Raw genomic sequence first — 15,459 nt, forward strand, 5'->3', positions numbered from 1 at the left:
TATTTAAGAAGTAAAGATTATTTACAGAAAGTTTTAATAAGTGCCCAAAAACACTAATTTATTTTTCAATATGTCCGAAAAATAGATGAGATAAAAACCAAACGAGATGTGATTTATGGATGAGTTTGAATTAGAATTAAAAATGGATTTCCTTGAAGAGGCAATTCAGCTTCTAGAAGACTGTGAGGAATCTTTCCTTGAACTTGAGTCAGGTGTTGAAAACCCTGATGATCATGTTGATAAGATTTTTCGTCTTGCTCACAACCTTAAGGGGACTTCAAGGGCCGTTGAATTTAGTGATGTGGCAGAGTTCACACATGAAATGGAAGAGCTGATTTTAAAAGTTAAGAAAGGAGAGGTGGAAATCTCTGCTGATGTAATTGATGTCTTTCTAAAATGTTCTGACCATTTAAATCATATGATCGTAGGCCTTAGAGAAGATATTGAGGCCCGTTTTGAATCCGATGAAATTATTGAACTTATCAAATCCGTTGGTAGTGCTGACTTTGAGCATGAGGAATTAAAAATATCAAATCTTCCTGAGGAATCTGAAGACTTTAACGAGGAAGTCGTTGCTGAAGATGATTCACATGAGTCTGAGGACTCTGATGATCTTGAGGAAGAAGAATTAGAAGAGATTTTTGCTAGTGATGAAAATGGTGAAGATGAGGAAGCGCTAGCAACTCGTCCAAGTAATGATGATATTAGTGATCTAGACCGCCTCTTATATGGTGATGCCGCTGCTGAAGAGGTTGACTTAATAGCACCTGTTAGTTCAGACAAGCCACAAGAAAATGTTATTCCTATTGAATCAGTAAAGAAAGAAGAGAAGAAAACAGAGCCAAAACAGGCTGCTGCAGCTGCTAAAAAACCAGCTAAGCCAGAAGAAACAATTCGAATTGGAGTTAGCCGAGTTGAAAAATTAAATAACTATGTTGGAGAGCTTGTTATTCTTCAAACAGTACTTAGTGAATGTGATGATCTAGTAATTGATGATCATGTACGAAAGAGTGTAAGCCACTTAGCAAAAATCACAAAAGAAATTCAAGATATCTCTATGAAGATGAGAATGGTTCCATTAAAGACGACATTCTCAAAACTACAAAGAATTGTAAGAGATACATCAAAGGCCCTTGGAAAAAAAGTAAATTTAAATATTGTTGGAGAGGACACTGAAGTTGATAAGAATATCTTAGAGCAACTTTCTGACCCTCTTGTCCACATCGTTAGAAATGCTGTTGACCACGGACTTGAAGCAACTAGCGAGGATCGCCTTGCTGTCGGTAAATCTGAAAAAGGTGAAATCCAAATTAAAGCATATCACGAGGGTAATAGTCTTGTGATTGAAGTTAATGATGATGGAAAGGGAATCGACCCGGCCGTTATCAGAAATAAAGCAATTGAAAAAGGTATTATTAAAAGCACCGATAAAATTGCAGATCAAGATGCCATAAATCTAATTTTTGCTCCAGGATTCTCAACTAAAGAAGCAGTTAGTGAGATTTCAGGACGTGGTGTTGGAATGGATGTTGTAAAAAGAAATATCCAAGACATCTCTGGAGCTGTTGAAGTTAAGTCCGTATTAGGAAGTGGTTCTGTTTTTAGAATTAAACTACCACTTACAATGGCAATTATTGAAGGAATGGTAACAAGAGTTGGTAGTGAAAACTACGTTGTTCCACTTAATTTAATCCATGAGACTTTATCTGTAACAGAAGAAAATTATCGCAAGGTAAATAATGTTGGTGGTTGTGTTGTTCTAAGAGGACAGGTCATGCCGGCTTTCAGATTAAGTAAGTTACTAGGACATAAGCCACAAGAAGATAATAAGAATGAAATTGCTCTTGTTGTTAGAACAGAAGATATGGACTTCGTTATAATTGTAGATGATGTTCTAAGAAGACAACAAGTTGTTATTAAGAGTTTAGGTAATGACATAAAAAACACTCAAGGCTTTATGGGAAGTTCTATCTTAGGTAATGGTAAGCCTGCTTTAATTTTAGACCTAAAAGAATTAGTGGTTGATAAAGTCGCAAAAGTAAAAAATAAAAGTTCAATAAGAAACGTCGCTTAATTTAAGCATTTGATGTGGGGATATTATGGAAAAAGAAATGACAGATGTAACACAAAGATACTTAGAATTTAAACTTGGAGAAGAGCACTACGCAATTCCTCTGTTACAGGTTAGAGAGTTAATCTCTTTACCAGAGACGACTAGTGTACCATTTAGTCCAAAGTATTATGTAGGTATTATGAACCTTAGAGGTCAAGTTATCTCTATTATTGATATGCGTACAAGGCTTGGTGTACAGCCTTCAGAGTCAAATGAAGAGGCCGTAATTATCGTAGAGTTTGGAGAATTATGCCTTGGAATAGTTGTAGATAATATTTGTAAAGTTCTTCCTGTTGATGAGGATAAAATTCAAGAAGTTGCATCAATTGAAACGAAGAAAAGAGATCGTCTGAATCGCGTTTATCGACATAGTGAAACAGACACTCTTATTCAACTTGTTGAACTGGAGTCAATTCTAAACATTGACGAGTTAACTGGTTTAGCAAAAAAAGCAGCTTAATAGAGAAAAGATAAAACAAAATTTTGGGGAAAATTATGTCAAAGACAAAACTATCAATGAGTAAGAAGACTATTCTTAGTTTCTTAGGGATCTTTCTTATGTTTGGTATTGGTTTAGGTATTGCAATTTACTCTTTTAATGGGTTAGTTGACAGCCTTACCGATACAATTAATAAGGACCTTGAGAAAAAGGATTCATTTCGAATTGTGGCAAAGAATATCGTTGAACAAATCTCATATGAAAAAGAGTTTGTGATCACTAAAGATGAATTTGCAGCTGAGCAGTTTCACGAGTTTTCAAGTTATAATGATAAATTACTTAATAAAATGAAGGAAACGAAGTTTGACTTTGCTGCTGAGGTCGATTGGCCAGCATTAGATAAAGCCTATTTAGCATATAAAGACAATTTCAAAGAAATAGCTAGGCATACTAAGATTGAAGGTGATTCTAAAGATGGATTAAGAGGAGAGCTTAGAAGTTATGCTCGCAACATCGAGGAGCATATTAAAAACTATAACTTGGGTGATTCCTTTATGGTTTCTCTCCTAAGTCTAAGAAGATATGAAAAAGATTTTCTCCTTAGAAGAACTGAGAAATATGTTAAGCATGCAATGGCCGAGTCACAAAGAATCAAAGATGAGCTAGTTAAGAGAAATTATAAGAAATATATTGTTGATGACTTTAATAAATCTATAGATGGTTATGTAAGCACATTTAAAAAATTATATGACAATCAACTTGAATTAAATCGTCATATGAAATTATCGCAAGAGTATGCTGGTAAGACAATCGTTCTCATTGATGGTGTAGTAAATCTTGTGGATAAGAGAATTGAAGAAAAAGTTGCTGGGATTAAGGTAAAGGAAAATCAAGTCACTTATACTGTTCTAGGTTTATTTGGAGTTATTGCACTATTTGCATTTGGTTTCCAATATAACTTCTCTAAATCAATTAAGGCTATTGTTGATCTAAGTATGAGATTAAGAGAGTCATCACAAGTAACTGCAAAATCGAGTACTAATATGTCGATGGCCTCTTCTAAGGTTTCGTCTTCTGTAACGGAGCAAGCAAGTGCTATTCAAGAAACTGTCGCGACATTAAATGAAATCTCAGCAATGGTAAATAAGAGTGTTGAGAGTGCAAGAACATCAACTCAAAAAGCTGATGAGTCTCAAAAGGTTGCTCAGGAAGGTAAGCTTGCCGTAAATGATATGGTAAATGCTATTGATCAAATCAACGGTAATAATGAAGATATCATGAAAGAAATGAGCCGTAGTAACGAAGAGATCGTTAAGATCGTTGACGTTATTAAGGAAATTTCAGAGAAAACAAATGTTATTAACGATATTGTTTTCCAAACAAAGCTATTATCTTTTAATGCCTCTGTTGAAGCGGCTAGGGCCGGTGAACATGGGAAGGGATTTGCTGTTGTTGCTGAAGAGGTTGGTAATCTCGCTCAAATGAGTGGTAACGCTGCTCTTGAGATTGAGGACCTACTTGGTGGTTCAATTAAGAAAGTTCAATCTATTGTAGAAGAGACACAACGAAATGTTGAATCACTTATTAAAGATGCAAAATCTAGTGTTGAAAGAGGTGTAGACGTATCTGAAAGTTGTGGGAGAATTCTTGACCAGGTTGTTGGCAATGTTGAAGCTGTTACTAAGTTAATGGCCGAAATCTCTACAGCATCTCAAGAACAAGCTGAAGGTATTAATAATATCACTGTAGCAATGAATCAGTTAGATGAAGTTACTCATTCTAACTCTACGATTGCTCAAGAGACGTCTGGATTTGCAGATAGCTTATCTGAACAGACTACTATCTTAAATAATATTGTTGAAGAACTAGAAAGTGAAGTACTTGGAGGAAAAGTTCATGTAAGCCAAGTATCTAAAGATGATTTAATTGATTCTATTGGAACGACTAGTTTTGAAACAGAAGATACTTATCAGCCAACAGCAAGTCACTCTGTAAAAACGGAAGAAGACTTTCCAAGTTTTGAACCAGAGATTGTTGAAGAAGATAGTTATGAACCAGTAGCTATTGCCGAAACAGCAGATGATCCTGTTATGGAAGTATCAAGTGAAGAATATCCAAGTGAAGATGATGATCGATTTGATAAAGCGGTTTAAGAAGAAGTAGTTGAGAGATAGAGATAATGGGTAGTTTGGCAAAAAGCTATATTGAGATTGCTGATGTGATGGCAAAAGAGAGTGGAGCGCACTTTACAGCGCAAAACAACGCCATGATCAAATCTCGTATTGATAAGAGAATCGTTGAATTGAAATTGAATGGTGTTGATGAATATTTAACTCTCATCAAAAAACCAGGCAATCAAGAAAAGAATGCTCTTATATCGCTACTAACTACTCATTACACTTTCTTTATGCGTGAAAAGGGCCATTTTGATTTCATTGTTAAATCATTACCTAAAATAATTGAAAGAGCAAAATCCAAAGGTCGTAAGAAGCTTAAGATATGGTGTGCTGCTTGTAGTAAAGGTGACGAAGTCTATAGCCTGGCGATGGTGTTAAAATATCATCTTAAAAAGATTGATCCAAGTTTTACATTTGAAATTTTAGGGACTGATATTTGCGAAGCGTCCATTAAGCATGCGCTAAAGGGTGTGTATTATTGGAAAGAGCTGCAAAAAGTACCAAAAGAGTATCTTGCCGGGAATTGGTATAGGGGAAGTGGAGATATTTCTGACTTTGTAAAAGTTAGTGATGATCTTAAGAAATATTGTCGTTTTAAGACACATAATCTTGTAAATGATGATAGTCCTGAATATAAAGAAGAGTTTGATTTTGTTCTTTGTCGTAATGTTTTTATATATTTTAATGAAGCACAAATTAACAAGGTCATGAAAAGTCTTAATAGGTGTATTGTTAATAAGGGATACTTATTTCTAGGCCTATCCGAAACACTGCTAAAATATGAAGGTTTCCAAAATATTGGCCAGTCTATCTTCTTTAGAACTGATACTGATGTAAATTCACCTGTTCAACTTAATAAAAGTGCAAAGAAACGAATTCTGATTGTCGATGATTCGGCAACAGTTAGAAAGCTTATTAAGAAATGTCTTGTGGATAATAATGATTTTGAAATTGTTGGAGAGGCAGTAGATGGTCAAGATGGCCTTGATAAGATTAAAGAGCTTAGGCCAGATGTTATCACTCTTGATATTAATATGCCTAAAATGTCAGGTCACGAGGTAATTAAGCGACTGCCAAGTAATCTGAAGGTAGAAACAATTTTAATTAGTTCTGTAAGTAAGAGTGATGGTGATATTGTTATGAGGTGTCTTGAAGATGGTGCCTTTGATTACATTAAAAAGCCATCTTTTGACGATATCTTCAATTTCAAAAAAGCCTTAACGGAAAAAATTAATCTTGCTTATAGTAGTATTGTAAAAAGTAAGAGAGGACGTTTATCAAGTTGGCAAGGTCAAGGTACTTTCAATTTTCAAGAAGGACAGCTTATTGCTATTGGGGCCTCGACAGGTGGAACAGAGGCAATTAAACAATTGTTACTTACTATGCCAAAACAATTTCCACCTATTTTAATTGTTCAACATATTCCACCAGTTTTTTCTACTGCTTTTGCAAATAGACTTAATGAATTATGTCCATTTACCGTAAAGGAAGCAGTTGATGGAGAGGAATTAAAAAATAATACCGTTTATATTGCACCTGGTGGAATTCATATGGGTGTAATAGGAAATAAGAATTTAGCTATCAAGTTAGATGAGGAAACACCACTATATTCAGGTCATAAGCCTAGTGTTGATTACCTTTTTGAAAACTTAGCAAAAGTTAAATCCCATTGTGTTACTGCTGTATTATTAACAGGTATGGGAGCAGATGGTGCTAAGGGATTATTAAAACTAAAAGAAAATAAATCATTTACGATTACACAAGATGAAGACACATCTGTTGTTTATGGAATGCCGAAAAAAGCATTCGAACTTGGTGCATCCTGTGAGTCATTGGCCCTTGATAAGATAACCGACAAGATCTTATCAAAGATAAAATAGAGAAGAGGAGTTTGGGGGACGTATGAAGAAACAATGGACAATTAAAAAGCAATTAATTGCTTTGTCAGGAACAATGCTTTTAATTCAATTAATTATTGCGGCCGTAGGATATACTTCTCTTACTTCCGTAAAATCACATCTATACACAGTTTTTTCAAAAAGACTTCCTGGTATTGATGCATTAGTACAGGCAGATAGAGATTTCCAACAGATGCTTGTAGCCGAAAGATCACTTTTATTAGATGGACTTACTGCAGAACAAAAGAAGTCTTTTGCACAAGATTATTTCGATAACAAACAACAAGTTGTTGATCGCTTTAATAAGTATCGAAAGCTCGCTAATACTCAAGCTGAAAAAGAGATTTCTGCTGGCTTTGAAAAACATATTGATTCTTTTGATAAAGCCGCAAAGGCGCATTTTGCTATCGATGGTAATGGTGATTTACCAGCAGGTATTTCTAAGGCGGATGTGAGAAAGCATTCTCTTACAACGTTAAATACATCTTTTGAAGAAGCCCGTGAAGACTTAAATAAGTTACAGGAACTTATTATGAGTATGGGAGCAGCAGAGTTTAAAGAAGCTGATAAAACATACTCTAGTTCAGTATTTTTAATGACATTTATTTCAATATTCAGCTTTATTGGTTCGATCTTTATTGCTGTCTTTATGGCACGTAAAATTGATAGTCGTATTAACGGAATCGTGGATTCAATCTCAACTGAAGGAAATAATCTTGATGCAGTTTCAAAAACATTTAGTAGTCGTTCTGTAGCATTAAGTTCAATCTCTGAACAATTATCTGCTGCGGCTACAGAAACATCGAGCTCTCTTCATGAAATATCTCAAATGATTAAGAGTAATACGGATGGATCAAATAAGGTTGCTCATCTAATTCAAGAGAGTCAGGGACTTGTAAATGATGGTGTTGGTTATCTTTCTGATCTTGCTCAAGGTGTAAAAGAGGTTGACTCTAGTACGACAGAATTAGCAACGACTGTAGAAAAAAGTAATGAAGAGCTAAATGAAATTGTAAAAGTATTTGAAGAGATTAACGTTAAAACGCAAGTTATTAACGATATTGTGTTTCAAACGAAGCTCCTTTCTTTCAATGCTTCAGTAGAAGCTGCTAGAGCTGGAGAGAATGGTAAGGGCTTCTCTGTTGTCGCTGAAGAAGTTGGTAATCTTGCAAAAATGAGTGGTGAATCAGCTGATGAAATTTCAAAGCTTCTCGTAGATAGTTTAAAGAAAGTTTCACAGATTGTTGAAGACTCAAGTCGTCAGGTTAATAATTCTTTAAATGCAAGTAAGGATAAAATTAATAAGAGTGTTGAGATTAGTGGCCAGTGTCAAAAAGTTTTTGGACAAGTTATTAATAACTTTGATGAAGTTGCTGCAAACTCAAATGAGGTCGCATCAGCATCAAAAGAACAACTTATTGGAGTCGAAGAAGTTAGTAAGGCAATGCAGGAAATTTCGAGCTCTGCTAGTCAGACAAGTCAATCTGCTCATGACCTTAAAGCTGCTTCAACAGATCTAAGTCAGTCAGTAGTAAATATTGGTGGTAATATTACTAACTTAAAAACATTAATTACTGAGAATACTTCTTTTGTAAAAAAAGGCGAAGTGATCAACTTTATGCCCAAAGCAAAGAAGGCTTCACCGAAGAATAATAAAGCCGCTTAAGTTATCATTTAGGGGTAACTCATTTATGAGTTATCCCTAATATAATCCTAAAAATTTCCACCAAATACCGTCTACTGTCATCCAGATCGCAATATTTACGATAGAAATAATAAATCCAATTATCCACCATTCACTCAATTCCACATATTACTTTGACCAAATCAGTGGTTTTTATTGATGCTATTCGATATTCATACTGCTTGCAATTTAACTTTTTATTAGGGAGAATTCGCCCATGAAAGTTTTGGACTACCATGCACACCTATATTACGACCAAGAAACTTATGAAAAAGCATTAAGAGTTATTAATAAAGCTCGAGATCTTAACTATATTCAGGTTGGAAGGGCCCATCAAAAAGAGGTTGGTCCTCATCCTCGATGGAGTTGTCAGTTTCTTTTTTCTAAAGAAAAGCTTAATGATTTTATACCTTGGCTATTTGAAAATAGAGATGAATTAACAGTTTTCTTACACGCTAACACTGGTAATGATTATCTTGATCATACTCAAAATACTTTATGGATGGGTGAAGTTTTAAGTTTGAAACTAGAAATATTTAATAAATAATATCTCTCTCAAAGCCTATAAATACTATGTGTTACAGTTCTACTAAAATTGTGGAAAAACGTAAAAGTGTCAAAAGTATTATGATCTATAAACTATTATCGACCTCTTATTGAGCTATAATTTAGTTTAGGCAATAACATAGTTATGTACTTAGGGGGAGAATATGAGTAATGAAGTCAATTCTGAAATTCAAGAATTAGTTTCTGATCATAAGTCATTACGAGATGACTTTAAAGAGCTCATTATCATGGCCAAAGAAGTGGAAGTGAAATGTGTTGACCCGGATGTTCCAAAAGAGATTTCAACATTCTTATTGCGCTTTTGGGTCACTATTGAGGCATTGATACAAAAAGAAGAAGGGACCATATTTCCTTTGATCTTAGATGATCGTGTAGATGAAAGTTATGGTGATATACAAGAGGTATTAGCAATACATCGCTGTTTTGAAAAAGAATTACAACCACTAATTGATGAAGTGTTAAACTATGAAGTTGCGACAAAAAGTTGTGATTTATGGAAGAGCCTAGTTAAGAGAACACGCCTATTTGTTGAAGACCTACAGGACCATGTTAAAAAAGAAGATCATTTTTTAAAAAAATCAATTGTTATCTTTGATAGTGAGTCAATTGATGAGCTCGATTTAGAACTTGAACTTGAGCTTGAAGTCAGTTAGTGAGGTCATATTTTATCAATAAAATATTTGTGCAAATAAATTAATCTTACAAAGAAAAACTCTTTAATTTCATCGGCTTAATAACTTTGTAGTTTAAAAGCTTATACCAAATTTACCATGATCAATATCATATTATTTGCACTGCGTTGAGTTAGAATAAGAAGCTAAGTATAGTTGTCTTATCAAGGGTGTAAAAGTGAGTGCTGAATTCAAAGCCAAAGTAGAAGAGTTAATCTCTTATCATCAAATTATTCGAAATGAGTTTAAAGCATTAATGCGTAGATCATATGAAATTGAAGAGAAGTACCAAGATGATCCAAATATTCCAAAAGGACTCTCATATTTCTTTATACGTTTTTGGATTACTATAGAAGCAGATATGCAAAAAGAAGAATCTCATTTATTCCCCCTTCTTTTATCAGATGAGCTAGAAGCCTGTGAAGATATCAAAGAAATATTAGAAGGGCATGAAGAGCAGGAGCTTGAATTAAAAGAGCTAATGGCAAAGGTTCAGGGATACGAATTAAGCAATGAAGTGAATAAAGAGTGGACTGAATTTATTAAAGATATCAAGAGAGTTGTTTCAGATATTAATATTCACATGGATCGAGAAAATGAAATTCTCTTTGAATATCTTTCTGAGATTGAAGAGTCTAGCTCTTTACAAGCTTGTTCTTAAAATAGAAAGACACCAAACTCTTGTAGTAATAACTTAACAGAGGAAGAAATTGATTTCTTTGATGGTGTTACGGCCCAAATTGGGATTGATTGTTGTGTGTAGTCACTTAGAAGTGGTAGTAGTGTTTTATTTCTAATATGGTCTAAAACATAGACACCTGGGAGTTTGCAAATACCTAGGCCTTGAAGAGAAGCATTCATGATGGCCCTACCGTTTGAACTTTTAAAGTTTCCTTTTATTGAAACTTTTTCATTTCCACTATCATGAGTAAAGCTCCACTTTTCATTGCTACCGATAAGACAATTGTGGTTAATAAGTTCTTTTGGTTTTTTTGGAATACCGAATTTATTTAAGTAATTTGGAGAAGCACACACAAATTCTTTTCTTTCTGAAATCTGTATGGCAAATCCCTTTGTAGGTTTTTTTTCAGCGACGCGAATTGCAAGATCAAACTCATGAGTTGTTATATCCACAAGCTCTGTGGAGAAGTCTAATTCCGCTTCTATTCCTGGATGCTTTAATAAGATATTTGATATCATTGGTGCGATAACATCTTCTCCGTATGCACCAGCTAAAGAAATTCTAATCTTACCTTTGGTGTCTTTTACTGTTTCTTTAGAAATCTTAGTAAATCTTTCTATTTCTTCGATATGATTTGCACAAGTTTCGAAGTATTTTTTACCAAAATCAGTAAAGTCAATAAAACGGGTATTTCTTTTTAAGAGAGGCTGACCGAGCTTTTCTTCTAGCTCCTTAACAGACTTACTCAAATGTGAGCGAGAAACCTTGAGCGCTTCTGCTGCCTTTGTAAATGAGCGAAATTGGGCAACTTTGATAAAGCTATAAATATGGGTAAGGTCCTTTATTGTTTCCATATGTAAACAATTTGTATCAGTATGTCACAATTGTCAACAATCTAGTTTCCCCTTATAATAATGAATCAAATAAATAATTAATCGGAGGTATATATGAAAGTAAAAGCAGCTGTCGCTTGGGGCCCAAATGAGCCACTTAAAATTGAAGAAGTCGATCTAGAAGGACCAAAGAAAGGTGAAGTTCTAGTCAAAATGCACGCAACTGGTGTTTGCCATACTGATGCATATACGCTTTCTGGTGCGGATCCTGAAGGGCTTTTCCCTGTAATTCTTGGCCATGAAGGTGGTGGGGTTGTTGTTGAAGTAGGTGAAGGTGTAACAAGTGTAGAAGTTGGTGATCATGTTATTCCTCTATACACTGCTGAATGTGGTGAATGTAAAATGTGTAAGTCTGGAAAGACCAATCTTTGTTCTTCAGTAAGAGAAACACAAGGTCGAGGACTGATGCCAGATGGGACAAGCCGTTTCTCTAAAGATGGAAAGATGATCCACCACTATATGGGAACTTCAACTTTTGCTGAATACACAGTAGTGGCAGAAGTTTCACTAGCAAAAGTAAGTAAGGAAGCTCCTCTTGATAAAATCTGCCTTCTTGGTTGTGGTGTAACAACTGGTATTGGTGCAGTATTCAATACTGCAAAGGTAGAAGAAGGTGCAACAATTGCAGTTTTTGGACTAGGTGGTATTGGACTTTCAGTTATCCAAGGTGCCAAGATGGCAAAAGCAGGAAGAATTATTGCAATTGATATTAATGACGATAAGAAAGAGATGGCCATGAAATTTGGTGCAACTGACTTTGTTAATCCAAAAAAATATGACAAGCCAATCCAAGAAGTTATTGTTGAATTAACTGATGGTGGCGTTGATTATTCATTTGAGTGTGTTGGTAATGTTGATCTTATGAGATCTGCTCTTGAGTGTTGTCATAAAGGTTGGGGTGAATCGATTATCATTGGTGTTGCCGGTGCTGGACAAGAGATTAGTACTCGTCCATTCCAACTAGTAACTGGACGTGTTTGGCGTGGTAGTGCTTTCGGTGGTGTAAAAGGAAGAACTGAACTTCCAGGCTACGTTGATCGTTATATGTCTGGAGAAATCAATCTTGATGATCTTGTAACATTCAAACTTCCACTAGAAAAAATCAATGAAGCTTTCGATCTAATGCACGAAGGTAAGGCCATTAGAACAGTTATTGATTTTAACACTGAAGGGTAAGCTATGAGCTTTGAAAAAGTAAAGAGTCATAAATCGTTTGAAGGGGAGACAGTTTTCTGTCTCCACTCATCAAGTGTAACAAAAACAGATATGAAGTTTTCGTACTTCAAGCCTAAGACAGATAAAATTGAAAATATCATTATTTGGTTATCTGGACTTACTTGTACTGAAGAAAACTTTATTACAAAAGCAGGAGCTCAGCTTCATCTTGCAAATACTAATACAATGATTGTTTGTCCTGATACCTCACCAAGAGGACTTGATCTTCCTGGTGAGCATGATAGTTATGATTTCGGTTCTGGCGCCGGTTTTTATCTTAATGCCACAACTGAAGGATATAAAGATCATTATAATATGTATGACTATATTGTGACTGAACTCATTCCAATGCTTAAGGATGAATTTAAGCCTGAGAACTTTTCAATCACAGGTCATTCAATGGGGGGACACGGAGCTCTTGTTATTGGTTTAAGAAACCCTGATCTTTTTAAAGCGATTTCTGCATTTTCTCCAATTGTTAATCCTACAGCAGTAGCTTGGGGAGAGAAGGCCCTTACAGGTTACCTTGGTGATGATCGTGAAGCATGGAAAGCATATGATGCTTGTGAGCTTGTAAAAAGTGGGAAGCGTCATGTTAAGAAAATCTTAATTGAACAAGGTTTAGCTGACGAATTCTTTGAGGGACAACTAAAAACTAAGAACTTCGAAGATGCTTGCACTGATAATAATCAGGATTTACAAGTTAATTATCGTGAAGGCTATGACCATAGCTATTATTTCATTGCTAGCTTTATTGGTGATCATATAAAACATCTAATTTCATGATATAAGCCTCCTTTTTGGAGGCTTTTTTACTTTCTTATATTTGTAACATTAGAATAATAAGCGATATAATATCCCCTATGGATAATATGAAACTTGTATTTTATGGTGCCACTTCAACAGTAACCGGATCTAAGACATTATTAGAAATTAATAATAAGAAGGTTCTTGTTGATAGTGGAATGTATCAAGGTGATAAAGATTCTACGAAAAAGAATCAAGTTCTTCCCAATTTCAATATTAATGAAATTGATGCAATCTTTTTAACTCACGCTCATTACGATCATTGTGGCTACTTACCTGTGCTAATAAAGAATGGCTTTAAAGGCAAGATCTATTGTACAGAGGGAACACGTAAGATTGTTGAGCTTATTTTAAGAGACTCTGCTAGTATTCAAGCTTACGAGTTTAAAGAAGGTAAGTCTCAGTCAATCCTCTATGATCTTGATGATGTTGATGCAACTCTAAGTCATCTAAGGTCTGTAAGTTTAAATAAATGGTATGACAAAGGCTTTCGATTTATCTATGAAGAAGCGGGTCATATCCTCGGTGCCGCCAATATCACATTTGATAATGGGACAAAGAAAATATGTTTTTCTGGAGATGTAGGAAGAAGAGATGATCTAATTCATAATCCGCCACAAAAAAATATTCAAGCGGACTATCTTGTTTTAGAGTCAACATATGGTGATCGGCTTCATAAGAAAGAAGATTCTATTGAAATATTAAAAAAACATATTGAAAGAATAATTTCAACAAATGGCGTCTTACTTATCCCTGCTTTTGCTGTCGCAAGAGCGCAGGTTCTTATGTATCTAATGTCTGAGCTGTTTGCAAAAGAGCCTCAAGTAAAAATACCTGTCTATCTAGATACTCCAATGGGGGTTAGGGCCACAAGACTCTATATGGGTATGGCCGACTCGCTAAAAGTTGATCCTGAACAATTTAATGAAGCAATGAAGTCTGTGAAGTTTATAGAATATAGCTCCGATACTAAGAAGCTCGCTAGAACAAAGAAACCATTTATTCTAATTAGTTCGTCGGGAATGATAAGCGGTGGAAAAGTTCTCAAATACATGGAAATGTATGGAAAACATGAAAATAACACTATTCTTATAACTGGGTTTCAAGGTGAAGGAACAATCGGAAGGAAGTTAGTAGAAGAAGAAAGAGAAATTTACTTACTTGGACATAGTATGGAGGTTAAGGCACATGTGGAGAAGCTAGAGTCTTTATCTGCTCATGCTGATCGAGATGAATTAATCGAATTTATTCAAAAAGTTGGGCCATCGCTAAAGAAAGTCTTCTTAAATCACGGAGAAGAAGAAACAGTCATACATTTTGCTAAGAGTATTGAAGAGCGATTAAAGATTAAGGCCATCAATGTTGAAGATGGTAAGACATATCTTTTGGATAGTTAATGAGCGCTAGAAAAAATAAAAAGCTTAAGTACTTAATTCGAAAAGTGAATCGTACGTATGAAGAATTTGATAAGAAGAAGTTTGCAAAAAGTTTAAAAGCTGCTGGTGTATCGAAAGAGGACACTGAAGATATTGTTAATGAGGTCTATCAGGGACTAGAGCCCCTATCATCAACAACCAAAATACATCAGCAAACATATCGAGCTTTAAAGAAGATCTCCAAAGTCGATGCAGCTAATTATAATATCAAAAGGGCCATCTATAAATTAGGTCCAACAGGTTATCCTTTTGAAGTCTTATGTGCAGAAATGTTTAAGGCCAAGGGGTACGAAACTCAAGTTTCTGTTTTAAAAAAAGGAGTGAATGTTCTACATGAAGTGGATGTTGTCGCGGAACGTGCTGATGGTGATATATATTGTGAATGCAAATTTCACAATCGCAAATATTATAAGAACGATGTGAAAATTCCACTCTATGTTCATTCGCGCTACCTAGATATAAAAGAGGCCAATCCAGAATTAAAATTCCAATATGCACTGATGTCCAATACACAATTTTCTGAAGATGCAATCGCCTATGCTAATGGAGTAGGCTTGCTTCTTTATTCAATGAATTACCCTAAGAAGAATACTTTCTGCCAATTGATTCAAAAATATCGTATCTATCCAATAACAGCTTTATCGACTTTAAGGGCACGAGAGAAGAAGGCCCTATTGCAAAGAAATATCGTCGTTATTAAGCACTTAGAAAGAAAGCACCTTGAAAAGCTTGGTCTCTCAAAGAATGAAATCAATAAGGTCATGAGAGAAGTTAAGCTACTTCTTAAGCGAGATTAATCTAGAGATACGTAATTTTAAGTGTTTAGCTCTGGTAATTATTACAATTTTCCCACGAAATGATCGTGCTCAAACATGAA

13 protein-coding genes are annotated in these 15,459 nt (G+C 35.0%); 12 read left to right on the forward strand and 1 reads right to left on the reverse strand.

What is annotated here, in order from left to right:
* Positions 1–115: 115 nt before the first annotated feature.
* The 8 genes from ACMAZI_RS10430 to ACMAZI_RS10465 all read left to right on the forward strand — a co-directional run bounded on the left by ACMAZI_RS10430 (position 116) and on the right by ACMAZI_RS10465 (position 10,210).
* On the forward strand, positions 116–2,074 hold the full coding sequence (locus ACMAZI_RS10430; RefSeq protein WP_412474056.1) for a chemotaxis protein CheA: 1,959 nt from the start codon (positions 116–118) through the stop codon (positions 2,072–2,074).
* Positions 2,075–2,099: 25 nt separating this feature from the next.
* Positions 2,100–2,573, forward strand: a complete 474-nt coding sequence (locus ACMAZI_RS10435) for a chemotaxis protein CheW (RefSeq protein WP_115362070.1) — start codon at positions 2,100–2,102, stop codon at positions 2,571–2,573.
* A gap of 35 nt (positions 2,574–2,608) precedes the next feature.
* Positions 2,609–4,705, forward strand: coding sequence for a methyl-accepting chemotaxis protein (locus tag ACMAZI_RS10440; RefSeq protein WP_412474057.1), 2,097 nt, complete (start codon positions 2,609–2,611; stop codon positions 4,703–4,705).
* A gap of 26 nt (positions 4,706–4,731) precedes the next feature.
* On the forward strand, positions 4,732–6,609 hold the full coding sequence (cheB, locus tag ACMAZI_RS10445; RefSeq protein ID WP_412475121.1) for a chemotaxis-specific protein-glutamate methyltransferase CheB: 1,878 nt from the start codon (positions 4,732–4,734) through the stop codon (positions 6,607–6,609).
* Positions 6,610–6,631: 22 nt separating this feature from the next.
* On the forward strand, positions 6,632–8,293 hold the full coding sequence (locus ACMAZI_RS10450; RefSeq protein ID WP_412474059.1) for a methyl-accepting chemotaxis protein: 1,662 nt from the start codon (positions 6,632–6,634) through the stop codon (positions 8,291–8,293).
* Positions 8,294–8,528: 235 nt separating this feature from the next.
* A complete protein-coding gene (locus ACMAZI_RS10455; protein ID WP_412474060.1) occupies positions 8,529–8,858 on the forward strand; it encodes a DOPA 4,5-dioxygenase family protein in 330 nt (109 codons plus the stop codon).
* A gap of 163 nt (positions 8,859–9,021) precedes the next feature.
* Complete coding sequence (locus tag ACMAZI_RS10460; RefSeq protein WP_412474061.1) at positions 9,022–9,531, forward strand: hemerythrin domain-containing protein; 510 nt, start codon at positions 9,022–9,024, stop codon at positions 9,529–9,531.
* A gap of 196 nt (positions 9,532–9,727) precedes the next feature.
* Complete coding sequence (locus tag ACMAZI_RS10465; RefSeq protein ID WP_412474062.1) at positions 9,728–10,210, forward strand: hemerythrin domain-containing protein; 483 nt, start codon at positions 9,728–9,730, stop codon at positions 10,208–10,210.
* Here ACMAZI_RS10465 and ACMAZI_RS10470 read toward each other — a convergent pair.
* Positions 10,207–11,085, reverse strand: a complete 879-nt coding sequence (locus tag ACMAZI_RS10470) for a LysR substrate-binding domain-containing protein (protein WP_115362055.1) — start codon at positions 11,083–11,085, stop codon at positions 10,207–10,209. The genes ACMAZI_RS10465 and ACMAZI_RS10470 overlap by 4 nt on opposite strands.
* A 93-nt stretch (positions 11,086–11,178) precedes the next feature.
* Here ACMAZI_RS10470 and ACMAZI_RS10475 point away from each other — a divergent pair, with 93 nt between their 5' ends.
* The 4 genes from ACMAZI_RS10475 (at position 11,179) to ACMAZI_RS10490 (ending at position 15,379) form a co-directional block, all read left to right on the forward strand.
* Positions 11,179–12,300: an S-(hydroxymethyl)glutathione dehydrogenase/class III alcohol dehydrogenase gene (locus ACMAZI_RS10475; protein WP_412474063.1), complete on the forward strand. Its 1,122-nt coding sequence runs from the start codon at positions 11,179–11,181 to the stop codon at positions 12,298–12,300.
* Positions 12,301–12,303: 3 nt separating this feature from the next.
* A complete protein-coding gene (fghA, locus tag ACMAZI_RS10480; RefSeq protein WP_412474064.1) occupies positions 12,304–13,125 on the forward strand; it encodes an S-formylglutathione hydrolase in 822 nt (273 codons plus the stop codon).
* A 77-nt stretch (positions 13,126–13,202) separates the two neighbouring features.
* Positions 13,203–14,543: an MBL fold metallo-hydrolase RNA specificity domain-containing protein gene (locus tag ACMAZI_RS10485; protein ID WP_412474065.1), complete on the forward strand. Its 1,341-nt coding sequence runs from the start codon at positions 13,203–13,205 to the stop codon at positions 14,541–14,543.
* Positions 14,543–15,379, forward strand: coding sequence for a restriction endonuclease (locus tag ACMAZI_RS10490; protein WP_115362048.1), 837 nt, complete (start codon positions 14,543–14,545; stop codon positions 15,377–15,379). The genes ACMAZI_RS10485 and ACMAZI_RS10490 overlap by 1 nt, the downstream gene beginning before the upstream one ends.
* Positions 15,380–15,459: the final 80 nt, after the last annotated feature.

The sequence above is a fragment of the Halobacteriovorax sp. YZS-3-1 genome (genome assembly GCF_047084945.1).
In the GTDB taxonomy this organism is placed as follows: Bacteria; Bdellovibrionota; Bacteriovoracia; order Bacteriovoracales; family Bacteriovoracaceae; genus Halobacteriovorax_A; species Halobacteriovorax_A vibrionivorans.

Excerpts from the sequence above, each read along its gene's own strand:
- ACMAZI_RS10430 (WP_412474056.1), top strand. The coding sequence starts at position 116 with ATGGATGAGTTTGAATTAGAATTAAAAATGGATTTCCTTGAAGAGGCA.
- ACMAZI_RS10435 (WP_115362070.1), top strand. The coding sequence starts at position 2,100 with ATGGAAAAAGAAATGACAGATGTAACACAAAGATACTTAGAATTTAAA.
- ACMAZI_RS10440 (WP_412474057.1), top strand. The coding sequence starts at position 2,609 with ATGTCAAAGACAAAACTATCAATGAGTAAGAAGACTATTCTTAGTTTC.
- cheB (WP_412475121.1), top strand. The coding sequence starts at position 4,732 with ATGGGTAGTTTGGCAAAAAGCTATATTGAGATTGCTGATGTGATGGCA.
- ACMAZI_RS10450 (WP_412474059.1), top strand. The coding sequence starts at position 6,632 with ATGAAGAAACAATGGACAATTAAAAAGCAATTAATTGCTTTGTCAGGA.
- ACMAZI_RS10455 (WP_412474060.1), top strand. The coding sequence starts at position 8,529 with ATGAAAGTTTTGGACTACCATGCACACCTATATTACGACCAAGAAACT.
- ACMAZI_RS10460 (WP_412474061.1), top strand. The coding sequence starts at position 9,022 with ATGAGTAATGAAGTCAATTCTGAAATTCAAGAATTAGTTTCTGATCAT.
- ACMAZI_RS10470 (WP_115362055.1), bottom strand. The coding sequence starts at position 11,085 with ATGGAAACAATAAAGGACCTTACCCATATTTATAGCTTTATCAAAGTT.
- ACMAZI_RS10475 (WP_412474063.1), top strand. The coding sequence starts at position 11,179 with ATGAAAGTAAAAGCAGCTGTCGCTTGGGGCCCAAATGAGCCACTTAAA.
- fghA (WP_412474064.1), top strand. The coding sequence starts at position 12,304 with ATGAGCTTTGAAAAAGTAAAGAGTCATAAATCGTTTGAAGGGGAGACA.
- ACMAZI_RS10485 (WP_412474065.1), top strand. The coding sequence starts at position 13,203 with ATGGATAATATGAAACTTGTATTTTATGGTGCCACTTCAACAGTAACC.
- ACMAZI_RS10490 (WP_115362048.1), top strand. The coding sequence starts at position 14,543 with ATGAGCGCTAGAAAAAATAAAAAGCTTAAGTACTTAATTCGAAAAGTG.